The organism is Streptomyces sp. NPDC054813, assembly GCF_053611365.1.
Genome location: NZ_JBSHAF010000010.1, coordinates 148,427 through 170,457 on the forward strand (window position 1 = coordinate 148,427; position 22,031 = coordinate 170,457).

A 22,031-nucleotide genomic window follows, 5' to 3' on the forward strand; every position below is an offset into this window, starting at 1 on the left:
TGTCCAGGTCGCGTGGTGGGTTGCTGGTGTGGCGGGGGCTCACCCCCCGGGCCCCCGGCCGCCGGGCCCGCCCGGGCGGGGGGGGGGGGGTCCCCCCCCCCGCCGCCCGGCCCTCTGGCCTACGATCCGCTGCCGACCGCCGTGTTGTAGCCGTCCACGATGTTCTGCAGGGCCTTGTCGACCGACTGCTGGCCGTTGATCGCCTTGCCGAGCTCCGTCTTGGTCGGGTCGGTGGTGAGGCTCTTGCCCTTCAGCACCCAGTTCGTCTGCGCGCCGTTGAAGTAGCCCGAGATCGGGGCGTACAACGGGATCTCCTCGTTGTACAGCTTGAACGCCGCCTGCGCCGCCGCGGACTTGAAGGGGTACTTCGGGCTCAGACCGCTCTCGACCGGGAGGAACCCGGAGGCCTGGACCAGCTCGGTGTAGTGCTCCGGCTCGTACACCCAGGACAGGAACTTCTGCGCGGCGGTGGACGCGGCGCCGTTGTTGTTGAAGCCCACCATCATGCCGCCGCTGTTGACGTCACTGGCCTGCACCGGCTGGGCGGGAGTCGGGACGCTCGCCCAGTCGAACTTCTTGATGCTGTCCGCGAAGGAGGCGACCTGCCAGACACCGGACCAGTAGGCGACCACGTCACCGCTCTGGAACATGGCCGACGGGTCGGCGCCGCTGGTCCACACCGACTTCGGCATGGTCTTGTCGTCGTTCAGTCCGACGAAGTACTTCACGGCCTTCTTGGTCGCGGCGTCCACCGAGAACTTGCCGGAGGAGTCCGCGTGGACGTACTGCCCGCCCATCTCGTACACCATGGCGCGCAGCCGGGACGGCGACTGGTCGAACGTGAGGGAGTACTTGGCGCCGGTCTTCTCCCGGACCTTGTTCGCCGCCGCGATGAACTCGGTCCAGGTCCAGGTCTTCGACGGCGAGGTCGGGACGGCGACGCCGGCCTTCTTGAACAGCGTCTCGTTGATGAACAGGCCGGACGCGGTGACGTCCGAGGGGATGGACAGCACCTTCCCGGACGAGTCCTTGGCGAGGAAGTTGGCGTTGATGTTGTTCGTCTTGTCGTTGGCGATGGAACTGAGGTCGATCAGCTTGTTCGACCAGATCGGGTCCAGCGCGGGCACGTCCGCCACGTCGGGCAGCGAGTTCGCCTGCGCGGCGTTGTGCAGCTTCGTCGGGTAGCCGTCGTAGGGAATGTTGACGAGCTTGACGTTGACGCCGGTTTCCTTCTTGTACTGCGCCACCAGCTTCTTCCAGCCCGCGTCCTGCCCCGGAACCGTGGAGATCCAGAACGTCAGCGACTTGGAGGTCCCGCCCGAGCCGGATCCCGACCCGCAGGCGGAGAGCAGCAGGACTCCTGCCGTGGCCACGGCAGCGAGAGGAACCAGGCGGCGCATGCCGCCGCGGCCGAGTCGGCGAGAGCGCCGCGCACCCACAGTGGTCATCTTCGATCCCATTTCGTCGTACGGACGGAGCACGGCGCCGGCTGAGGCGGCACGGGTGCATTTTGAAGGAAAAGTCGCTTTCCGGGGGCGCGGCCTCGCCCGGCCGCATCGTCCACGCGGGGCGAGATCCCCGGCCGTCCTGGCCGTCACCGCACGGGCACGCCCTCATGCGGTTGCCGTACGTCGTGTACGGGCTGGGAGGCTCACCCCAAGCCGGCGTCCCGGCCGACTTAGAAAGCGCTTGTCCGGACATTGGCAGACCGATAAGGAAGCCGTCAATCCTTCACCTGCGCGCCTTCGGTCACGTTTTGGACTCCCTTGGCCACCGCGAGCCGGGCCGCACCCACGACAGTACCGAGATCCCCGATCTGGCTGCTGACCACCTCGGTGGGCCAGCTCAGCCGCCCCAGCTCGGCCCGCACCCCGGGCAGGAGCTGGGGATCCGCGCCGGTGCTGCCGCCGAGCACGATCAGCCCCGGGTCCAGCACGGCGGCCACGGCGGCGGCCAGCCGGCCCACGTCGACGGCGTGCCGGGCGACCAGGCCGCGGGCGGGCTCCCGGCCCTCGGCGGCCAGCGCGAAGAGTCCCTCGGCGGTCCGGGGGCGCGGACCGTCACCGGCCCGCCAGGCCTCGGCGGCCCGGCGCAGCAGGGCCTGCGAGCCGACGTAGGCCTCCAGGGCCTCCTGACGGGGCTCCCGGTCGTCGTCCCACGGGTAGGGCAGCCGGGCCAGCTCACCGGCCGCGCCGTTGGCACCGCGCAGCACCTGGCCGCCGATGACGATGCCCAGACCGATACCGACGCCGATCCGCAGGTAGCCGAAGGTGCGGCGGCCCCGGGCGGCGCCCTCGTGGAGTTCGGCGAGGGCGGCGCAGTTGACGTTGTTCTCCAGGTGGACCGGGACCCCCGGCGGCAGGGCGACCGAGACCGCGTCGAAGACGGGCCCGGCCTTGGCGGTCGCGGGGCGCATCCCGGTGCCCGCCAGGTCAGGGGCGGTGACGTCACCGATGGCGACGACGATGGCCCGCAGCGGGGCGTCCGCGGGCAGCGCGGCCAGGGCCTCACGGACGGCGTCGGCGGCGCGGGGGCGGGGCGTGTCCGCCTCGGCGAGCAGCGTGCCGTCCAGGGCGCAGCCGCGCACCCGGGTGCGGGCCGGGCCGAGGTCGACGGCGAGGACCGAGCCGGAGGCCGGCCCGAGGCCGTAGACGGCGGCGGAGCGGCCGGTGCCGCTGGACGCGGTGCCGGAGTGGGTGGCCAGCCGGGCCCCCTCCAGCTCCGCGACGGCGGCGGAGACCGTCGGCTTGGACAGGCCGGCGAGGCTCGCGAGCTGCGGCCGGGTGGCGCTGCCGGCCTGGGCCAGCACGGCGAAGACCGCACCGGCGCTCTCGGTGAGCCGGGGGGCCTCGGCGGGGGCCTCAGTCACGACGTGTTCCACAGTTCCCCCATGGGTCAGGGGCCGCGCTCCCCCGGGTGTCGCGGGATGCGGCGATGCGGTGCCCTTGTGCCGCGCGGTTCTGGCCTCGACAGCGTCCCGTTGATCGAGTCCGCGGCAACTCTTGACGCACTCTACTTCGTTAGTTAACTTCCTAACGAAGTACACGGTACTCGCCTGCCGTGCTCCGTGAAGAAGCCCGTCCCGGGGCTTCCCGACTTGCTCAACTCCTGTTCGGCCAGGCACGGTTCGCCCGCCGTCGCAGCACAGTGCCAAGCTCTTCGGCGCTGTTCGCCCAGACGACGAAAGAGGATCCGTGCAGGACACTCCTTCTTCCCCACTCGTGATCGGCATCGACGTGGGGGGCACCAAGACCCATCTCCGCGCATTCACCGGCGCGGATCTGGTCGCCGATCACGTCCGTTCGAGCAGCGGCTGGCGGCCGCACGACCCGGCCGCCGCCGCCCGCTGGCTGACCGCGCTGGTCCACGAGGCCCTGCCGGCCGGTACCCGCCCCGCCGCCCTGGCCGTCGGCGGGCACGCCTGTGAGACCCCCCGCCAGTGCGCCCAGATCAGCGCCGCGCTGCGCGACTTCCACGAGACACCCGTCCTCGTCGTGGGCGACGCCGAACTCCTCGTCCCCGCCGCGGGCCTGGACAAGGGTGTCGGCCTGGTCGCCGGCACCGGTTCGGTGGCCGTCGGACGGCATGCCGACGGCAGCCCCGTGCAGGTCGGCGGCTGGGGCGCGGTCCTCGGCGACGAGGGCGGCGCCGCCGGACTGGTCCGGGAGGCCGCCCGCGCCGTCTGGGCCGCCCATGACCGCGGCGAGGCCCCCGACGCCCTCGCGACCGGACTCGCCGCCGCCTTCGGGGTGGCCGAAGTACCCGCACTCGGCGCCGCGCTGGAGGGCGCCTCCGACGTCTCCGCCGAGTGGGGCCGGCACGCCCCGGTGCTTTTCGCCGCGGCCGACGCGGGCTCCCGGCTCGCCGCCGACGTGATAGCCGACGGCGGCCGCGCCCTCGCCGGCCTCGTGGTCCGGCTCGCCGCGCGCGGTCTCGCCGTGGACGACGTGGTGGTCGCGGGCGGCACGATCCTCTCCCAGCCACGCCTGTACGACGCCTTCGCGGCCGCGCTCGCCGAGGCCGTACCCGGGGCGCGGCCACAGCCATTGCGACTCCCGCCGGTCGAGGGCGCGGTCGCGCTGGCACGTTCGACCCTGTGAGAAACCCGTCCGCAGCCGGTCCGGTCCCGCATGCCTGGACCACGGGCTGTTCGACACTGCGAACACGCAGGTCCAGGCCTGTTCTTCCGGTGAACCACCGGGCTGCCGTTCAACTCCGGGTCATGTGACGGTCGTCGGACCATGACCGCCGGGACATGAACTCGCCCTAGAACTTCGCTCGTTCAACACCTTTCCCACGCGAACCCACACGCTCACGCGCACCTGTGCATCGGCCGTCCGCGTGGACTCCCCCAGACCTCAAGAGAGGCACACCCATGCCGTCACCTGCCGGGCACCACACCTCCTCACCGGCCCGTGGACTCGCCGTCGGCCGACGGGGATTCCTGAAGACCTCGCTCGGCGCCTCGGCGGGTGTGCTGGCTGCCCCGACGTTCGCCGGCTGGCTCGCCGCCGCGGACGCCAAGGCCGCGACCGCTCTCGCGTTCGTCGACGACTACAAGACGAACATCAGCACCAACCTGACCGCCGACACCAACGCGGTGGTGCGCATCCTCGGCGGCTTCGCGCGGATATGGAAGACCGGTTCCGCCTGGAACACCGGTGCCGTGCTGCGCGCCGACATCCTGCGCGACAACATGCGGTACTGCGCCAAGATCACGCGCAATCGCTCCGTCGCCGAGGCGAAGAAGGCGTTCGTCTACGACCGCCAGCACCAGAGCTACGCGATGATCGCCGGTCTCGGCCCGCTGGCGGACCTGTACAAGGCCGGTTCGCTCGCGGTCACCTCGATCACCGGCGCCCCCGACGGGACGCCCGCGACCACGATCAACGACGCCGTCCCGGCCGACGCCCCGGCGGGCTCCGCGCTCGGTGCCGGCTCGCACGACTCGGCGCTCGGCAAGGTCGCCGAGCTGGTCGACACCGTGCGCGGCAACTACGCCTCCGGCAACCCCTCCAAGTACGCCTACCAGTACCCGCGCCCGTGGCGCATGAACGAGGACAGCGAGGTCGTCGACACCGGCAGGACCGACGCCTACGGCTTCCCGGTCTACGACTCCGAGGTGGCCGTCGCCCCGCAGCTGCTGCGCCAGCGCAGCACCTCCCCGGTCGACGACGGCGGCTTCCCCTCCGGCCACACCAACGCCTTCCACCTGGCGGCCCTCGCCTACGCCTACGCGGTGCCGGAGCGCTTCCAGGAGCTGGTCGCCCGCGCCCTGGAGCTCAGCGACACCCGCATCATCGCCGGCATGCACAACACGGTCGACGTGATCGGGGGCCGCATCATGGCCACCGCCCTGGCCGCCGCCACCCTCGCCGACCCGGCCAACGCCGGCCTCAAGGCGGCCGCCCGCGCCCAGGCCCTCGCCTACTTCGAGGCGCGGACCGGCACCACCGCCGACACCCTGTACGCCTACGCCCACTCGGCGGGCCCCGCCGCCGACCCGTACGCCGACCGGGAGGCCAACGAGCGCGCGGCCACCCCCCGGCTGACGTACATCCTGCGGCGACAGGGCGGCGACCAGCCGCTCACCGTGCCCAAGGGCGCCGAGGTGCTCCTGGAGACCCGGCAGCCGTACCTCACCGCCGACCAGCGCCGCGAGGTGCTGCGCAGCACCGCCCTGCCCGCCGGGTACGTGCTGCTGGACGGCGTCGAGCAGTGGGGCCGCCTCGACCTGTTCGCCGCGGCGGACGGCTACGGCGCCTTCGACACGGACGTCACGGTCACCCTGGACGCGGCGGCCGGCGGCTTCTCGGCGGCCGACAGCTGGCGCCATGACATCGACGGCCACGGCGGCCTGACCAAGAAGGGCACCGGCACGCTGACGCTGACCGGCGGTAACGGCTACCGCGGCGGCACCGTGGTGGCCGGGGGCACCCTGGTCGCCGCCTCGGACGAGGCGCTGGGCCGCGGCGACGTCCGGATCGAGGCCGGCACCCTGCGGGTGGCCGCGGAACTGTTCGTGCGGGGGACGTACACGCAGGAGGCGGGGACCCTGGAGGTGACGCTCGGCAAGGGCCGCAAGGCGCCGCTCCGGGTGAAGCACCTGGCCGTGCTCGGCAAGGGCAGCACGCTGTCCCTGGAGCTCGACACCGAGCAGCCGCCGACCGCGGGCCGCACCCTCCCGGTGCTCGACGCACCGCGGCTGCGCGGACAGTTCGACCACATCGAGCTGAACTCCGACAAGCTGCGGGCCGTACCCGTGTACACGGCAGACGGTCTGTCGGTACGACTCGTGAAGCGGTGACGCGCCCGGTGACGGGAGCGATGCGAGAGTAGGGCCCATGACCCTGCTCCTGTTCGCTCCCGTCACCGCGGGCCCGGTGTCCCCGCGGGGCGGATGATGGCAAGCGAACAGCAGTCGGTCCTCGATCCCGGCACCCTCGGTGACCCCGCACCCGCCCCACGGCCGGCCCCCGCGCCCCGGCTGACCGCCGCCCTGCGCGCCCGACGCCGGTGGCTGGTGCCGGTCCTCGTGGTGCTGCTGCTCACCCAGATGGCGGTCGCGATGGTGACCACCGCAGTCCAGCAGACGCCCACCATCGACGAGCCGGTCTACGTGGCCGCGGCCACCGACTACCTCCACGAGCACCGGCTGCGCTACAACCCCGAGCACCCGCCGCTCGGCAAGCTCATCGTCATGGCCGGGATCGCGGTCGCCGACCCGCACTACGACCCGGCGTACCACGGCGACCAGGGGCAGGTGGGCCGACATCTGCTGTACGCCTCGGGCAACGACCCCTGGCGGCTGATGCTGTGGGCCCGGCTGCCGGTGATCGCGCTGACGCTGCTGTTCGCCCTGGTGGTCTTCGCGTTCGCCCGCGAGGTCCTCGGCACGGCCGCCGGGCTCCTCGCGCTCGCCCTGTACTGCTTCTCCCCCGACCTGATCGCGCACGGCTCGCTGGCCACCCTGGACGTGCCGTCGGCCGGGTTCGTGCTGACGTCCGTCTGGCTGCTGTGGCGGGCACGGCGCCGCCCTGGGCTGTATCTGCCCCTCGCCGGGGCCGCGTTGGGCGCGGCGGTGGCGACGAAGATGAGCGCGCTGCCCGCGCTCCCGCTGCTGCCCGCCCTGGCGGTGCTGTCGGTGTGGGGCGTACGCCCCGGCCGGGTGCGGCGCGCGGTCACGGCGGCGGCGGTGGTGACGGTGACGGCGGTCGCCGTCGTGTGGCTGTCCTATCTGGCCGTCGATCCCCGGCTGCGTTCCGTGTCCGCGGTGCCGGTCCCGGCGATCCACGGTCCGCGGGGCCTGCTGATCGACCTGATGCCCCTTCCGCACGCCTACCGGGACGGCATGCGCCTGCAGTTCGGCCTGGAGGACTATCCCTGGCAGGGCTATCTGTTCGGGCACCTCTACACCGGCTCCCGCTGGTACTACCTGCCGGCCGCCCTGCTGGTGAAGACCCCGCTGGGCATGCTGGCGCTGTGGGCGGCCGGTGCGGTCGCGGTGGTGGCGGTACGGCGGCTGCGGCCGGCCGCGCCGTACGTGCTGCTGCCGCCGGCCGTGCTGCTGGTCTCGGCGATGACCGGGTCGCGGGACTTCGGGACGCGGTACGCGCTGTTCATGCCGATGTTCCTGGCGGTGGGCGGCGCTGCGGTGCTGGCGGTGCGGTGGCGGTGGTCGCGGCCGGTGGGCGGGGCGCTGCTGCTGTTCGTGGCGGTGAGTTCGCTGCGGACGTTCCCGTTCTACCTGCCGTACTCCAACGAAGCGTTCGGCGGTCCGGGGAAGACGCATCTGCGGCTGCACGACTCCAACGTGGACTGGGGCCAGGACCTGGGCCGGCTCGCCGACCGGCTGGGGGAGCGCTACCCGGGCGAGCGGATCTGGCTGGTCTACAAGGGCAGCGGCATCCCCTCTTACTACGGCATCCACGCCACCGATCCCCGCACGGTGCCGTCCGGCGAGGTGCACGGGCTGCTGGTGGTGTCGGACTCGTCGGTCGCCAAGGCACGGGGCCGGCTGGCCGCGCTGATCGACAGCAGCCGTCCCGTCGACGACGTCGGGCATTCCATCACCGTCTACCGGCGGTGACCGCCGGAACCCCGGCGCCTGCCCCGCACGTTGTGCGTTCGGCCGCCGGGGCGGTCAGACGGTCGGCACAACCCCTGGTCACCACGGTCCGTGAGCTATGTTGAGTCCTCGTGGGAGACAAAGGAGGCGCTTCGGTGCCATCGCCGCAGCAGGCTCGCGCCCAGGCATCCGCGATCACCTCGGGCAAGACGGTGCCGGAGGCGGAGGCCGCGCCCACCTCCCAGCTCCGCGAACTCTTCGACGGTCCCCGGCTCTCCCCCGGCCAGCGGCGCATCGCCCAGTACCTGATCGACCACATCACCGAGGCGGCCTTTCTGTCGATCACCGACCTCGCCGAGCGGGTCGGGGTCAGCCAGCCGTCGGTGACCCGGTTCGCGGGCGCGGTCGGCTTCAGCGGTTACCCGGCGCTGCGCGAGCGGCTCCAGTCGATCGCGCTGCGCACCCTGGCGGGCGGCACCGGAGCCGCCACCGAGCAGCGCAGCAACGAACTCCAGGCGGCCGTGGACGCCGAGATCGAGAACCTGGAGAACCTGCGCCGGGACTTCGCCGACCCGGACCGGGTGATCTGGATCGGCCGCGAGCTGTCCCAGTCCTCCCCGCTGACCGTGCTCGGGCTGCGCATCTCCGTCTCGCTGGCGGAGTACTTCGCCTACGCCGCCCGCCGTATCCATCCCGACGTTCGGCTGGTGACCCGCGGCGGGAGCGTGGCCTACGACGCGCTGCTGCAGTCGCGGGAGGCGGGCGGCACCTGGGTGCTGGCGTTCGGGATGCCGCGGCACGCGCAGGAGACGCTGACCGCGATCCAGGTGGCGCGGACCGCGGGTCTGCGGGTCGCGCTCGTGACCGACCTGGCGCTCGGCGCGCTGGCCGACGAGGCCGACGTCACCTTCAGCACCGGGATCGGGTCCCGCCTGGTCTTCGACACCTACGCGGCGCCCGGCCTGATGGCCGCCGCCCTGCTCCAGGCCATGACCGATGCCGATCCCGAGCGCACCCAGGCGCGCCTGGAGGAGTACGAGCACGTCGCCGAACAGCACCAGTTCTTCCTCAAGGACTGACCCCGGGGCCCGGCGCACCGGCAGTCCCTCCCCCCTTTCCGCCGCAGGAACCCGTAGGGGGACCATTCACCGCAATTCACGCATGAATGTTTTCATACGTCTTGCAAACCGGTCGGCATATATAAATACTGCTCACGGACCACCCCGGCACACTCCGGGCAGGTTCCGCACCGAGGACGCACCGCTCGCACCCGCCCCCAGAAAGCCGACGGACCGCCCATGCGCACGCAGCACCACCCGCAGTGCCGGCGGCCGACGCCCGGGGTCCCTGCACGGACGCCCCCAGCCGCCGTCTCCTACCCGCGTCGGCGCCGGGGGTGTTCGAACGGGCATCGCCTGCGCGATTCGCCCGCGGCGGCTCCGGCCATCCCCTAGGCCGGAGCCGCCCAGACATCCGTCGACCACCCTTTCCGACGCCGCACCCCGGAAGCGATGATCATGACCCTGACGACGACCACCCGTATCAGTCCCGACTGGCCCTGCCAGGTCAAGACGCCGGGCAGTTACGACTGGGAGCGCTCCGCCACCAAGTGGCTGCGAGAGCTGGTGCCGGCCCGCTACGCCAGCTACCCGGCCCTGATCCGGCACCCCGTGCTGCTCGCTCGGCACGCGCAGATACAGGTCCAGCACGAGATCCGGGTGGCCCGCACGGCACTGCAGACCGCACGGGCCGAACTGCCTCTGCTGGGACTGCCGGAGTCGGTCATCGAGCACACCATCAAGCTGTACGCGGCGGAGGTGCTGCAACTCCAGCACATCGCGCGCAGCGTCCGTGCGGTCACCGAGGCGCTCGTCGGGCACAGTACCGGCCGCTGACCGTTTCGCTTCGAGTCCGCTTCGAGGATGCACAGCTCCTTCACTGATCGGGCACGGGTGTGATCGGATGCCCCTTCCTGTGCCATGCTCGATCCGTGACAAGCGAGCACGCGCCGCCGGTCGGCACCGGGGCCGGCGCCGAGCCGGCGGCCCTGGCCAAGGTGGTGTCCCGGCAGCGCGCCGAGCTGGACCGGCTGCGGGACCAGGCGGCCGCCTCCGCCGTGGTGGAGCGGGCCACGGGCGCCCTGATGGCCACCACCGGCTGCTCCGCCGACGCCGCGCACGAGGCACTCGTGCGGCGGGCCCGGGCCGGAAGCCGCACGCTGCTCGAGGAGTGCTGGCTCACCCTCGGCGCCCTGATGCCCGCCGCGCCCCCGGCCGCCGATCCCGTCACCGAACTGCCCGCCCCGGTGGAACCCCGCAGGTCGCCCGCCCCGCCCGGCACCGCCGAGACGCTCGGCCGCCTCGGCAAGGCCCTGGTGCAGGTCGGCTCCCCGCAGGAACTGGCCGGCGCGCTGCTCGACCATCTGGCGCCCGGGACCGGCGCCGACGCGGTACTGCTGTACCGTCGGCTGCCCGGCCAGGGACTCGAACTCATCGGGTACGCCGGTGCCGACGCGGCGCTCGCCGCCCAGTGGCGCCGGGTACCGCCGCTGAGCGGATTCGCCCCGCTGGAGAGTCTCAAGACCGGTGAGCCCCTGTGGCTGGAGGACTTCGCCCGGGACCGGCAGGAGTACCAGCTCATCGACGAGCCGCCCGGGCGCTGGCTGTCCCGGGCCTGGCTGCCGGTCACGACCGGGGACGCGACCGGCGTGACCCTCGGTGTGCTGCGCCGGCACGGCGCGGTCTTCGGTCCCGGGGAACGCGAGCTGCTGCGGGCCGTCGCCCGGCTGTGCGCGGGCCGGCTCACCTCTCTCGGTACCCCGGCCGAACCGCCGGCCTCGGACTTCTCCCGCACGGTGCAGACGGTGCTGGACGCGCTGCCCGGAGCGACGGTCCTGCTGACCCCGCTGCGCACCGTCGTCGGGGAGGTCGAGGACTACCGCATCGAGGCGGCCACCCCGGACGCCGTCGACATCCTCGGCCGCACCGGCCGCGAGCTGGTCGGCGCCCACATCCTGGAGAGCTATCCCTCCGTCGCCGGGGAGTCGCTGTGGCAGGGGTATCTCAAGGCGCTCGACGGAGAGCCGTACGAGGGTGAGCCCTTCGTCCACGAGGAGGTCGTCGCGGGCGCGACCGTGCGGGCCGCCTACTCGGTACGGGCCTCGCGGCTCGGCGACGGGCTGCTGGTGACCTGGCTGCGGCACGACATGGAGGGGCGCCAGGAACAGCGCCTGGCGGACATGCAGCGGCTGGGCAACCTCGGCTGGGCCAACTGGAACCTGATCACCCGTCAGGTCAGCTGGTCGTCCCAGGTATACACGATCCTGGGCCGCGACCCGGGGCGCGGAGCGGTCGCGCTGGACCTGCTGCCGGACCTGGTGCTGCCCGAGGACGCCCACGCGCTGGCCCGCTCGGTCGCCGAACTCGCCCGCAACGGCGGGTCGTTCGACGTCCCGTTCCGCATCAGGACCGGCAACACGGTACGGCATCTGCGCGCCGTCGCCGAGGGGGTGACCGCCGCGGACGGCATGGTCGTCGAGGTGCACGGATTCGTCCAGGACCTCACCGCGCAACGCAGCGCCGAACTCGCCCTGGTGGACAGCGAGCGGGCGATCCTGACGCAGCGCGGCATCCTGGAGGCCGAGCGCGCGCTGGCCATCCGGCTCCAGCATGCGCTGCTCCCGCTGCCCAGCGGGCCGCTGCGGCTGTGCGGACTGCGGGTCGAGGTCGCCTATCTGCCCGCGCAGGCGGGGGTACACGTCGGCGGCGACTGGTTCAGCGCCATCGAACTTCCCGACGACTCAGCGCTGTTCGTCGTCGGCGACGTGGCGGGCCACGGTGTCGACGCCGTCGCGACGATGGCCCAGCTCCGGTTCACCGCCAAGGGCATGGTGACCACCGGCTCCTCGCTGACCGGTGCGCTCGCCCGGCTGAACTTCCTGCTCCTGCACTCGCGCGACAGCCAGTCCACCGCGACCCTCGTCCTCGCCCATTACCAGCCCGCCGAGCGCCGGCTCGTCTGGGCCCAGGCGGGTCATCTGCCGCCGCTGCTGGTGCGCGCGGGCGAGGTCCGGCGGCTCGACCGCCCCGACGGCATACTGCTCGGGGCCTCGGCGGACCCGGTCTACGAGTCCGCCGAGTTCCAGCTGGAGCCCGGCGACCGGCTGCTGCTGTACACCGACGGCCTGGTGGAGCGGCTCGGCGAGGACATCGACCTGGGCCTGACCCGCCTGGCCGAGGCCGTCCGCACCCCCGAACCCGGGTCCCTGGACGCGCTGCTCGCCGCGATGCTGGAGGGCGAACGGCGGGACGACGTGTGCGTGCTGGACATCCGGGTGCCGGTGGCGGACGAGGAGTAGCGGAGCGGCCGCAGCGGTCAGTCGTCGTCGCGGTGCCGCCAGTACCAGAACAGGCCCACCACCAGGGCCAGCAGGAACACGGCGGGCAGCAGCAGGCCCGGGATGCGGGAGCCGTTCATCGGCATGGCCTCCGGGGTCGTACGGGCGGAGCGCGGCGGCACGAGGCTACCGGTGGCCACCCATGGTGACGCCCGCTCCTCGCACGTTCCCGGCGCTTTCCTGATCCGTTGCCCGGCGTTCGAAGCCGCCGGCCGGACCGGCCGGCGGGATCGCCCACCGGTCGTTCGGCGCCGGTCAGCCGTCCGTCGGGCTGGTGCGCGCCTCCAGGGCGCGGCGGGTGTCGTCGCCGTAGACGCCCCGCTCGTCGCCGCTGATGCCGTACCAGATCTGGAAGCGTTCCACGGCCGCGGTGAGGGCGGCGTCGTACGTTCCGCCGGTGGAGCCGTCGCGGTAGACGTCGGGGATGCGCAGCAGGCGCTGCTCCAGGTCGACGACCTCGGGGCCGGTGTCGCCCGCGCGGAGGGTGCCGGCGCCGTCGGGGTCGGCGGAGGTGTCCGAGGCGGGCGGGGTGGTGGCCGGTGACGTGGTGGCGGACGGGGAGGGCTGGGCGGCCGCGGCGGTGCCCTCGCGACCGGGCAGCAGGAGTGCGCAGCCGAAGCCGACCAGGGCGGCCGCGCCGACGGCCACCACGGCGGCGGCCCGGCGCAGTCCCGGGCCGAAGCCGAAGGCGCGGGAGGAGCGGGCGCCATGGCCGACCCGCGCGGTGCGCGGGCCGTCGACCACCGGCGGCAGCTCCTGGGTCTCGTCCTCCGTGCCGGCATCGGGCCATCGTTCCCCGTCGAAGGCCTCGAAGCCCGCCGGCCCCGGCCGTTTCCCGGCCTCTTTCCCGGTCTGCTTGCCGGCCTCATTCCCGGTCTGCTTGCCGGTCTGGTTCCCGGTCTCTCTCGCCTTCTCGTCGGCCTCCGCCTCCTCCCGGATCTCGCGCATCAGCTCCGCGAGAGCGTCGAGTCGGCGGGGGCGCAGGACCCGGACCGGTTCCAGGATCGGCCCGCGGTGCGGTTGCTCAGGGTCGGGCGGTGTCGACACACTGCTCTCCTTCTACGTCCCTTTCGCGCGGGTGTCCGCGATCCCCGAGAACACATACGGCGGGACCGGTCCACCGGTTCAGCCCGGACCGGACCGGCGGAGGAGGAGTGCACTCAGTTCCCCGCAGGGTGTGCACTGAGTGCCATGAGGTGCGGTGGAGTGCTACGTTCGCGTCCATGAGCTCCAGCAGCACCGCGCCGCACGCGAAGCCGCCCATGCGGGACGCCCTGGTCGCGGCGGCCTTCCGGCTCTTCCTGGAGCGCGGCTACGAGCAGACGACCGTCGACGACATCGTTGCCCTGGCCGGGGTCGGACGGCGCTCGTTCTTCCGGTACTTCCCCTCCAAGGAGGACGTGGTCTTCCCCGACCACGAGGGCTGCCTGGCCGACATGACCGCCTTTCTGGCGGCGAGCGACCTGGAGTGCGAGCCGGTGCGGCGGGTGTGCGACGCGGCGCGGCTGGTGCTGCGGATGTACGCGGAGAACCCGACGTTCTCGGTCCAGCGCTACCGGCTGACCAAGAAGGTCCCGGGACTGCGCGCGTACGAGCTGTCGGTGGTGTGGCGCTACGAGCGCGCGCTGGCCGAGTATCTGCGGGGCCGGTACGCCGGCCGCCCGGACGGGACACTGCGGGCGGACGTGATCGCGGCGGCCGTGGTCGCGGCGCACAACAACGCGCTGCGCTCCTGGCTGCGTTCGGACGGCCAGGGCGACGCGGCGGCGACGGTCGACCACGCCCTCGGGTATGTGCAGACCGCGTTCGGCACCGAGGCCGCCGGGCCCGCCGCGGGCGGGGCGCCGGCCGCGCTGTTCGGCGGGCCGGTGGAACATCCGGACGACGTGGTCGTCCTGGTCTCCCGGCGGGACGCCCCGCTGTGGCGGGTGGTGCAGGAGATCGAGACCGCGTTCGGCCGTGCCTGACGGCCCTGGCATCCGGTGGCCCTCCGCAGAATCCCCGCAATTTTGGGGTACGCAGTGCCTTTACGGATGACACTGAGTGCCATACGCTGACGGCGTGCACGGTGGCACGGCGAACCGGGCACAGGCGTGCGCGGTCGGGTCCGCGCACGCTCGATTCGGGTTTCCGGGCGAGCGCAGGGAGTTGACCAGCGTGTACCACCACTCAGCGAGCGCCGCGCAGTCGGCGGTCGGATTCGCGACGAGCGTTCTCGACCCCGTGCCCGCGGACCACCGCCCCGCGGACCACCACAAGGACGCCATCGTCTTCCAGCGTTGCACCTGGTGCGGCACCGCCACGTACCACCGGCTGCTGTGTCCGGTCTGCCAGGGTAGCGAACTGCGTACGGAGCGCAGCGAGGGCAGCGGTACGGTCCGCCACTCCACGGTGGTGCACCGCAACACGCCCGCCGCGCGCAACGTCTCCCTGATCGAGATGGCCGAGGGGTTCGTCGTACGGGGCCGGGTCATGGGCCCGCTGATCGGCATCCACAGCGGCGACCGGGTCAAGCTCTCCACGGCCAAGGACCCGGTGCGGGGCGAGCCGGTCTTCCAACTGCTCGACGAGCCGTACCGGGCCTGGAGCTGACCGACCGAAATCCGCTTGCACGGCAGCCGGCGGCCTGGCGAGCATGCGTCCATGAGCGATGAATCGGCCCAGGTGGACGCGGCGATCGCGGGCGAGCTGCGGCTCATGGACCCGGAGGTGCGCGCCTCGCGGGAACTCGCGGGCGAACTGCTCGACCCGGAGTTCGTGGAGGTCGGCGCGTCCGGCCGCCGGTACACGTACGTGCAGGCGCTCGGCGGACTCCCGGACAGGACCGGCGCCTCGAAGGACGGCCCACGCTACGAACCCTCCGGCATGACCGGGGTGGTACTCGCTCCCGGTCTGGTGCAGCTGACCTTCGAGGCCCGCCTCGGCGACCGCCGCTCCCGGCACAGCTCGCTGTGGCGCAGGCGTGACGGGGAGAGCGGCTGGCGGATGTACTACCACCACGCCACGGCCGTGCCACCCGGCGTCGAGTAACGCGGCGGCGCCTTCGCCGGGTGCCGTCCCTCCCGTACGTAACCAATCCCTCTTCCTGCACAGGCAACCCACAGACTTTGCTCCCCGTCCTCCGGGGGGCGAGGGGCTCCTCGGGACGGCCGGGGCGCCCGTACTCGCCTTCCGAGGAGGGAACATTGGTCCGTACCCGGCGCATATGGGTCACCGCGGCCGCGGTGCTCGCGCTCGTGGGAGGGGTGTCCGGCACCGCCGCGCACGCCCGGCCGGCCCCGGCGGCCGCCGAGTCCGGCGGGAAGCTGCCGCCGGGCTGGCGCATCGACGAGGGCCGCTCGGCGCCCCAACTGGTGTGGCGGTCCGGCAGACAGGTGCCGATGGGCGACGCGCGGGTGGAATTCCGTGCGGACGGAAGGCTGTTGGGGGTGCCGAAGCCCGAGCGGGACGGACACACCTTCCGGCTCGGCCTCGAAGGAACCGGCGCGGATGACCTGACGAACCTTCAGGTCTGGTCGGGTGGACGGCGGTTGGACACCCGATCCGCGACCGGCCAGGCGCCCGCACCGGCCGCCCGTCCCCCGGCGCCACTGCCCGCCGGCCCGGTGGATCCGGGCAAGCCCGGCCGCTACCGCACGACCACCGGCGAGTACCGGCTCAAGTCGGTGCACCTGCCCGGGTTCTCCGTTCCGGTCGAGATGAGCGCCGTGGTGGTCGCGCCCACCGGCGTCACCGGCCCGCGCCCGCTCGCGCTGTTCCTGCACGGCCGCCACGCCACCTGTTACGCCCCGCACGGCGACGACGGGCAGGCCTCCGGCGCCTGGCCCTGCCCGGCCGGGACGCTCCCGATACCGAGTCACCGGGGCTACCTCCGCGACCAGCGGCTGCTGGCGTCCCAGGGCTATGTGACCGTGTCGATCTCGGCGAACGGGATCAACGGTCAGGACTGGCAGGCCGAGGACGGCGGCGCCCAGGCCCGTTCCTCGCTGATCCGACTGCACCTGGGCCACTGGGCCGACTGGGCACGGAACCCGCGGCAGGCACCGCCGATCGTCCGCGAGGCTCCGCGCGCCGACCTGTCCCGGGTGCTGCTGATCGGTCACTCGCGCGGCGGCGAGGGGGTGAACCGGGCCGCGCTGGACAGCCTCTACCCCCCGCCGGCCGACCAGGACGGCTACCACGGGAAGGTGCGCTGGCACATCAGCGGCGCCGTGCTGATCGGCCCCACCGTCTTCGGCCAGAACCCGGTACCGGACGTGCCGTCGCTCACCGTCCTGCCGGGCTGCGACGGCGATGTCTCCGACCTGCAGGGCGAGATGTACGTCGACGGCACCCGTGCGGTCAGCGCCGGCAAGGCCCTGCACAGCGCGGTCTACGTGATCGGCGCCAACCACAACTTCTTCAACACCGAGTGGACGCCGGGACAGGCGCAGGCTCCGGCGGAGGACGACTTCTACGACGACCCCGACCACCGGGACCCCGTCTGCTCCCAGGGGACCGCGACCCGGCTGACCGCCGGCCAGCAGCACCGGGCGGGCTCGACGTACATCGCGGCGGCGGCCCGGCTGTTCGTCGCGGGGGACGACAAGGTGCTTCCGCTGTTGGACGGTTCGGGGCGGCGGGCGCCCTCGGCGGATCCGGCGCGCGTGCTGAGCCACGCGGTCGGCGCGAACCGTGGCGCGGGGTTCCTGCCGGACGGCAGGGTGACCGTGAGCGGTGGCCGGCTGTGCGCCGCGGCCGATCCGGATCCGGCGGCGGCCTGCCTGGGCGAGAACGCTGAGGGCGGCTCCCCGCACTTCGCCCAGTGGGAGACGGCACGGGAGTCAGGGCGGAACGCGGTCGCACTGCGCTGGACGTCCGTGGGGGCCACGACCCGCGTCAGGGTGGCACGGCCGGTCTCCCTCCGGGGCGCCGAGGCGCTCGCGCTCCGGATCTTCGTGCCCCCGAACACCCAGGGCACCCGGCTCGACGTGGCCGTCACCGACACGCACGGACGTAGGGCCGTCCTCGGCCGGGTCCGGGTCGACGGGCTGCCAGGCAGCGAGCGCACCGCGTCCTACTGGGCGCGTGAACTGCGGGTACCGCTGACCGCCGCCCGCCGGGCCGGGGTCGAGCTGCGCTCGGTCAAGTCCCTTGAGCTGACCGCGCGTTCGGCCTCGGGGCGGGCCTGGCTGATGGACGCCTGGGGCTGGCGGCCGGGCACCCCGGCGGTACGGGCGGCCGTGCTGCCGCGCGTCGACGTCGGCCGTCTCAGGGTCGACGAGGGCGACTCGGGCGTACGCACCTACCACGTTCCGGTGCGGGTGTCGGGGCGGGGCAGCGGCCAGGTCCGGCTCTACGTCGTCGACCCGGCGACCGGCACCGCGAAGGACCGCCTGGTCACCGTACGGCCCGGCGGGCACGCCGTCGACGTACCGGTCGAGGTGCGGGGCAACACCCGCTACGGCGCGGACCTGCCGTACGACGTGCTGGTCAAGGCCGTCCACGGGGCGGTCGTCGGCTCCTACCGGGGCGGGCTGACCGTGCACGACGACGACCCGGCGCCCGAGGTCACGGTGACCCCGCTCGCGGACAAGGTGACGGAGGGTTCGGCGCTGAAGTGGCGGATCTCGCTGTCGGAGGCCGCGGACACGGACATCGGCGCGCTGTTCGTCCCGGTCCCGCCGGGCGGTGGCGCTCCTGAGCTGTCCACCAAGGACGTCGACCCGCAGTGGCTGGCCGACGCCTCGGGCGCCGCACCGGACCCCGAGCGGCCGCTGTCCAAGGTGGACGGCCTCGGTCTGTGGCTGGACATCCCGCCCGGCCGGACCAGCCTCGACGTGTCGGTGCCCACCGTCGCGGACCGGGTCGGTGAGCCGGCCGAGTCGGTCAACTTCCGGCAGACCGGCGACGACGGTACGCCGCTGCCGGACGGCCTGCTGCTCAACGGCACGGTGCTGGACGCCTCGTAGCGCTCCTCGCACGCCCGGACGCGTCCGCGCTCCGCACGCTGCCGGACGCGTCTCGCGCTTCACGCGCGGCCTGGGCGTCTCGCGCTCCTCGTGCGACGGACGCGTCTCGCGCTCCTCGTGCCCTGGGGGGATACGGCCTCCTCAGGGCGCGAGGGTCACCCGGATGCCGACGGTGCCCTCGCGGCCGCGCCGCAGCCTGCTGCCGAGCAGGGTGAGGCGTCCGGTGATGCCGTACTTGCGGGCGATGAGGTCGCGGTAGCGGGCGGTGGTGGTCTCGTCGGTGATCTCGGCGGTGGCCGGGACCGGGTCGCCGGTCGGCCGTCCGCGCAGGTCGCAGGGGGCGACCCGGACATCGGCGCGGCGGCGGATCCGCTTGACCTTCCACGAGTCGGCCGTCGTCCAGACGCCGAGCGTCTCTCCGTCCCGCACCACCCAGACCGGGGTGGGGACGGGACTGCCGTCCTTCCGGTAGCTGGTGACGAGGAGGTACTTGCCGGCGCCGAGCCGGTCGAGGTCGGTCCCGGTGGTGTCGTCCATGCCGGAAGTGTAGGGGGCGCCCCCGTCGCGCGGCGCCTCAGACCAGGGCCGCCGCCATCCGCCGTACCGCCTCCGTGATCACCTCGGGCGAGGTGGCGAGGTTGAGCCGCACGTGCCCGGCGCCGCCCGTGCCGAAGGGGATCCCGGAGTTGACGGCGACCCGGCCGCGCGCCAGGAAGACCTCGGCCGGGTCGTCGCCGAGTCCGAGGGCACGGCAGTCGAGCCAGGCGAGATAGGTGGCCTCGGCCGGCCGGTACCGGACCGCGGGCAGGTGGCGATCGAGCAGGCCGGCCAGCAGACGCCGGTTCTCGTCCAGGCCGACCAGCAGGGCGTCCAGCCAGGCGGTGCCGTCGGTGAGGGCGGCCGTGTGCGCGATGACGCCGATATGACTGGGACCGTGGCTCACCTCCTCCGGGAGCCGGGCGAGGTCGGCGGCGGCCCCGGGTCCGGCGACGGCGAGCGCGGCCTTCAGGCCCGCCAGGTTCCAGGCCTTGGAGGCCGACATCAGGGACAGTCCGCGCTCCGCGCCCGGCACGCTCAGATACGGCACGAAGCCGGCGCCGGGGGCGGTGAGCGGGGCGTGGATCTCGTCCGCGACGACCCGGACGCCGTACCGCTCGGCGAGTTCCGTCACGGCGGTGAGTTCCACGGCGGTGTGGACGGTGCCGGTCGGGTTGTGCGGGCTGCACAGCAGATGGGCGGCCCGTCCGCCGCCGAGCCCGCCGAACGCCTCCTCCAGGACGTCGAGGTCGATACGCCCGTCGACGCCCAGCGGGGCCTCCACCACCCGCCGGTCCATGTGCGCGAGGAACTGGTAGAACGGCGGATACACCGGCGAGTTGACGACCACCGGGTCGCCGGGCCCGGTGACCAGTCTCAGCATCTCGACCACCCCGAGCATCACGTCGGGGACGATCGCGGTGCGGGCCACGTCCAGCCCGAGCCAGCCCCAGCGCTTCGCGGCGAACGCGGCGAGCGCCTCGGCGTAGCCGGTGCCCGCCGGGTAGCCGGTGTCCCCGAGTTCCATCGCGTCCGTGACCGCGCGGACGACCGGCCCGGCGAGCGGCACGTCCATCTCCGCCACCCACACCGGGAGCACGTCCTGCGGATAGGTGCGCCATTTCATGCTGGTACGGCGTCGCAGTCGGTCGAGGGTGAGGGCGCGCAGCGGGTTCGGTTCGTCCGGGTTCTCCTGCGGGATGCTGGTCATGGGGTCAAGATAGGCGGCCCCCGGGTGCCCGGGAACGCGCCCGGACGGCCATGTCGTACCGCCATGGGATCGCAAAGATCACCGTCGTGGTGAACACCCCCGCGCCCGGCCCCGTATGAAGAGCAGGGCGCTCGACGACCGGAGGGCCCCGCGGTGTCCACACCGCGCGTTCGGGGTTTCGGGAGCCATGGATGAGGCACGCACGACGACGGGTCGTCCGGCGGGGGACACAGCTGGCGGCGGTCGGCGGACTCCTTCTGGGAGGCGCGATGGTCACCACGGCCATGGCGAGCGAGACTCCCGGCACGTCCGCCGTCCCGTTCAGCTCGGCGACCCGGGCCGGTGACACCGGCTCCGCGCTGGTGGCCAAGCTCGGTACGGCCCGTACGGCGGGCAGTTGGATCGGCGCCGACGGCAAGCCGGTGGTGGCGGTGACCGACGAGCAGGCGGCCGCGATGGTGAAGCGGGCGGGCGCCGAGCCCAAGATGGTGTCGCACAGCATGAACGAGCTGAAGGCGGCCACCGCCACGCTCCGTGGGGCCCCGCGGGTGGCCGGCACCGCGTGGGCGGTGGACTACCGGACCAACCGGGTGATGGTGGAGGCCGACAGCACGGTCTCGGCCTCCGACTGGTCGGACCTGAGCCGGGTCGCCGCGGGCATCGGCAGTTTTGTGCAGATGCAGCGCTCGGAAGGCACGTTCACCCCGCGGCTCAACGGGGCGCAGCCGATCCTGTCGACGGGCGGCCGCTGTTCGGCGGGGTTCAACGTCACCAACGGACAGACCGACTTCATCCTCACCGCCGGTCACTGCGGTCCCGCCAACACCATCTGGTTCGACGACAGTCAGGGCAACCAGCAGCTGGGCACCACGATCAACACGCAGTTCCCGGGCAACGACTTCTCGCTGATCCAGTACGCCGGCGGAAAGGCCGGTGACAACGCGGACGTGGTCGCCATCGGCAACGGCCAGGGCGTGCGGATCACGGGGGCGGCCGATCCGACGGTCGGGCAGAAGGTGTTCCGCAGCGGCTCCACCAGCGGGCTGCACGACGGTACGGTGACCGCGCTCAACGCGACCGTCAACTACCCCGAGGGCACGGTCACCGGGCTCATCCAGACGAACGTGTGCGCCGAACCGGGCGACAGCGGCGGTCCGTTGTTCTCCGAAGGCATCGCGCTGGGCGTGACCTCGGGCGGCAGCGGTGACTGCACCGCGGGCGGGGTGACGTTCTTCCAGCCGGTGACGCGGGCGATGGCGGCGCTGAACGTGCAGTTGATCGCGTCGACGCAGAACGCGGCCGGGGGGCAGGGCGCCTCGCCGGCGCCGTCGGCGGCGGCGACCCACAGTGCGATCGCGCCGAGCGCGGCCTCGCCGGGTTCGTCGGCGCCGGTCGGCTCCTCGGACGACACCAGCCTCGTCGCCCGGCTCACGGACACCCGTAATGTCGGTCCGGGCCTGCTGGTGATCGGGGGCAGCCTGGTCGCCCTGGTCGCGACCCGCTACTTCCGGGCGGAGCAGGACCGTAAGGCGTACCAGCGCTACTACTCGGCTACTTGGGGCTGACGGCGGGACCCGGGGAGGCTCCGGAAGGACCCACGGGGCTACGAGAAGGGCACCCGTCCCGACGGGTGCCCGGGACGGGCGGTCAGGCCGCCTGGTCCGGCTGGTGCGGGGAGGCGGCCGCCCATTCGAGGACGAGCCGCTGGTATTCCTCGCGCTGCTCGGTGCTCAGTGTCCCGCCCGACCGGAGCCACAGGGCCCGGATCTCCTCGTTGACCTCGTCGGCCGATCGCTCGGTGACGGCTTCAACAGTGGTGGACATGGTGTGAAGCATATGCCGATCGACGTGAAGGCGCCGTGAGTAAGT

At 73.0% G+C, this 22,031-nt stretch carries 18 protein-coding genes; 11 read left to right on the forward strand and 7 right to left on the reverse strand.

All coding sequences use genetic code 11. The features are described 5' to 3' along the window. Positions 1-119 precede the first annotated feature (119 nt). Positions 120-1,448, reverse strand: a complete 1,329-nt coding sequence (locus tag ACWGJB_RS21755) for an ABC transporter substrate-binding protein (RefSeq protein WP_453381778.1) — start codon at positions 1,446-1,448, stop codon at positions 120-122. Between the two features lie 275 nt (positions 1,449-1,723). Continuing rightward, positions 1,724-2,869 (reverse strand): ROK family transcriptional regulator, encoded by a 1,146-nt coding sequence (locus ACWGJB_RS21760; RefSeq protein ID WP_453381779.1) that lies wholly within the window; start codon positions 2,867-2,869, stop codon positions 1,724-1,726. A 325-nt stretch (positions 2,870-3,194) separates the two neighbouring features. Between ACWGJB_RS21760 and ACWGJB_RS21765 the strand changes: the two genes are divergently transcribed. The 6 genes from ACWGJB_RS21765 to ACWGJB_RS21790 all read left to right on the forward strand — a co-directional run bounded on the left by ACWGJB_RS21765 (position 3,195) and on the right by ACWGJB_RS21790 (position 12,425). Beyond that, positions 3,195-4,100: a BadF/BadG/BcrA/BcrD ATPase family protein gene (locus ACWGJB_RS21765; protein ID WP_453381780.1), complete on the forward strand. Its 906-nt coding sequence runs from the start codon at positions 3,195-3,197 to the stop codon at positions 4,098-4,100. A gap of 275 nt (positions 4,101-4,375) precedes the next feature. Further along, entirely contained in the window at positions 4,376-6,307 is a 1,932-nt protein-coding gene (locus ACWGJB_RS21770) for a phosphatase PAP2 family protein (RefSeq protein WP_453381781.1), read from the forward strand. Between the two features lie 93 nt (positions 6,308-6,400). Then, positions 6,401-8,089 carry a phospholipid carrier-dependent glycosyltransferase gene (locus ACWGJB_RS21775; RefSeq protein ID WP_453381782.1) on the forward strand — a complete coding sequence of 563 codons (1,689 nt, stop codon included), beginning with the start codon at positions 6,401-6,403 and terminating at the stop codon, positions 8,087-8,089. A 134-nt stretch (positions 8,090-8,223) separates the two neighbouring features. Next, positions 8,224-9,147 carry a MurR/RpiR family transcriptional regulator gene (locus tag ACWGJB_RS21780; RefSeq protein ID WP_453381783.1) on the forward strand — a complete coding sequence of 308 codons (924 nt, stop codon included), beginning with the start codon at positions 8,224-8,226 and terminating at the stop codon, positions 9,145-9,147. A 432-nt stretch (positions 9,148-9,579) separates the two neighbouring features. After that, positions 9,580-9,963, forward strand: coding sequence for a hypothetical protein (locus ACWGJB_RS21785; protein ID WP_365793863.1), 384 nt, complete (start codon positions 9,580-9,582; stop codon positions 9,961-9,963). Positions 9,964-10,058: 95 nt separating this feature from the next. Next, positions 10,059-12,425, forward strand: coding sequence for a SpoIIE family protein phosphatase (locus tag ACWGJB_RS21790; RefSeq protein WP_453381784.1), 2,367 nt, complete (start codon positions 10,059-10,061; stop codon positions 12,423-12,425). Positions 12,426-12,442: 17 nt separating this feature from the next. Here the strand turns inward: ACWGJB_RS21790 and ACWGJB_RS21795 are convergent, their stop codons facing one another. Then, positions 12,443-12,604 carry a hypothetical protein gene (locus ACWGJB_RS21795; RefSeq protein WP_453381785.1) on the reverse strand — a complete coding sequence of 54 codons (162 nt, stop codon included), beginning with the start codon at positions 12,602-12,604 and terminating at the stop codon, positions 12,443-12,445. A gap of 115 nt (positions 12,605-12,719) precedes the next feature. Beyond that, on the reverse strand, positions 12,720-13,511 hold the full coding sequence (locus ACWGJB_RS21800) for a peptidoglycan-binding protein (RefSeq protein WP_453381786.1): 792 nt from the start codon (positions 13,509-13,511) through the stop codon (positions 12,720-12,722). A gap of 176 nt (positions 13,512-13,687) precedes the next feature. On the opposite strand from ACWGJB_RS21800, the gene ACWGJB_RS21805 reads away from it, so the two are divergent. The 4 genes from ACWGJB_RS21805 to ACWGJB_RS21820 all read left to right on the forward strand — a co-directional run bounded on the left by ACWGJB_RS21805 (position 13,688) and on the right by ACWGJB_RS21820 (position 18,415). Then, the gene (locus tag ACWGJB_RS21805) at positions 13,688-14,431 is read left to right on the forward strand and encodes a TetR family transcriptional regulator (protein ID WP_453381787.1); all 744 of its coding nucleotides are present in this window, start codon (positions 13,688-13,690) and stop codon (positions 14,429-14,431) included. A gap of 190 nt (positions 14,432-14,621) precedes the next feature. Then, positions 14,622-15,056, forward strand: a complete 435-nt coding sequence (locus tag ACWGJB_RS21810; RefSeq protein ID WP_453381788.1) for a Zn-ribbon domain-containing OB-fold protein — start codon at positions 14,622-14,624, stop codon at positions 15,054-15,056. A 51-nt stretch (positions 15,057-15,107) separates the two neighbouring features. Further along, a complete protein-coding gene (locus tag ACWGJB_RS21815; RefSeq protein WP_453381789.1) occupies positions 15,108-15,494 on the forward strand; it encodes a nuclear transport factor 2 family protein in 387 nt (128 codons plus the stop codon). 155 nt (positions 15,495-15,649) lie between these two features. After that, on the forward strand, positions 15,650-18,415 hold the full coding sequence (locus ACWGJB_RS21820) for a hypothetical protein (protein ID WP_453381790.1): 2,766 nt from the start codon (positions 15,650-15,652) through the stop codon (positions 18,413-18,415). Positions 18,416-18,556: 141 nt separating this feature from the next. Here the strand turns inward: ACWGJB_RS21820 and ACWGJB_RS21825 are convergent, their stop codons facing one another. Then, a complete protein-coding gene (locus ACWGJB_RS21825; RefSeq protein ID WP_453381791.1) occupies positions 18,557-18,952 on the reverse strand; it encodes a PPOX class F420-dependent oxidoreductase in 396 nt (131 codons plus the stop codon). Positions 18,953-18,989: 37 nt separating this feature from the next. Then, on the reverse strand, positions 18,990-20,162 hold the full coding sequence (locus ACWGJB_RS21830) for a MalY/PatB family protein (protein ID WP_453381792.1): 1,173 nt from the start codon (positions 20,160-20,162) through the stop codon (positions 18,990-18,992). Positions 20,163-20,353: 191 nt separating this feature from the next. On the opposite strand from ACWGJB_RS21830, the gene ACWGJB_RS21835 reads away from it, so the two are divergent. Next, positions 20,354-21,727 (forward strand): S1 family peptidase, encoded by a 1,374-nt coding sequence (locus ACWGJB_RS21835; protein WP_453381793.1) that lies wholly within the window; start codon positions 20,354-20,356, stop codon positions 21,725-21,727. Positions 21,728-21,809: 82 nt separating this feature from the next. Here ACWGJB_RS21835 and ACWGJB_RS21840 read toward each other — a convergent pair whose 3' ends face one another. Further along, positions 21,810-21,998, reverse strand: a complete 189-nt coding sequence (locus ACWGJB_RS21840) for a hypothetical protein (protein ID WP_351323903.1) — start codon at positions 21,996-21,998, stop codon at positions 21,810-21,812. Between the last annotated feature and the right edge of the window lie 33 nt (positions 21,999-22,031).

Bases quoted from the DNA above. Each gene is read 5' to 3' on its own strand.
- ACWGJB_RS21755 (WP_453381778.1), bottom strand. From the start codon at position 1,448: ATGACCACTGTGGGTGCGCGGCGCTCTCGCCGACTCGGCCGCGGCGGC.
- ACWGJB_RS21770 (WP_453381781.1), top strand. From the start codon at position 4,376: ATGCCGTCACCTGCCGGGCACCACACCTCCTCACCGGCCCGTGGACTC.
- ACWGJB_RS21775 (WP_453381782.1), top strand. From the start codon at position 6,401: ATGATGGCAAGCGAACAGCAGTCGGTCCTCGATCCCGGCACCCTCGGT.
- ACWGJB_RS21785 (WP_365793863.1), top strand. From the start codon at position 9,580: ATGATCATGACCCTGACGACGACCACCCGTATCAGTCCCGACTGGCCC.
- ACWGJB_RS21805 (WP_453381787.1), top strand. From the start codon at position 13,688: ATGAGCTCCAGCAGCACCGCGCCGCACGCGAAGCCGCCCATGCGGGAC.
- ACWGJB_RS21815 (WP_453381789.1), top strand. From the start codon at position 15,108: ATGAGCGATGAATCGGCCCAGGTGGACGCGGCGATCGCGGGCGAGCTG.
- ACWGJB_RS21825 (WP_453381791.1), bottom strand. From the start codon at position 18,952: ATGGACGACACCACCGGGACCGACCTCGACCGGCTCGGCGCCGGCAAG.
- ACWGJB_RS21830 (WP_453381792.1), bottom strand. From the start codon at position 20,162: ATGACCAGCATCCCGCAGGAGAACCCGGACGAACCGAACCCGCTGCGC.
- ACWGJB_RS21835 (WP_453381793.1), top strand. From the start codon at position 20,354: ATGAGGCACGCACGACGACGGGTCGTCCGGCGGGGGACACAGCTGGCG.
- ACWGJB_RS21840 (WP_351323903.1), bottom strand. From the start codon at position 21,998: ATGCTTCACACCATGTCCACCACTGTTGAAGCCGTCACCGAGCGATCG.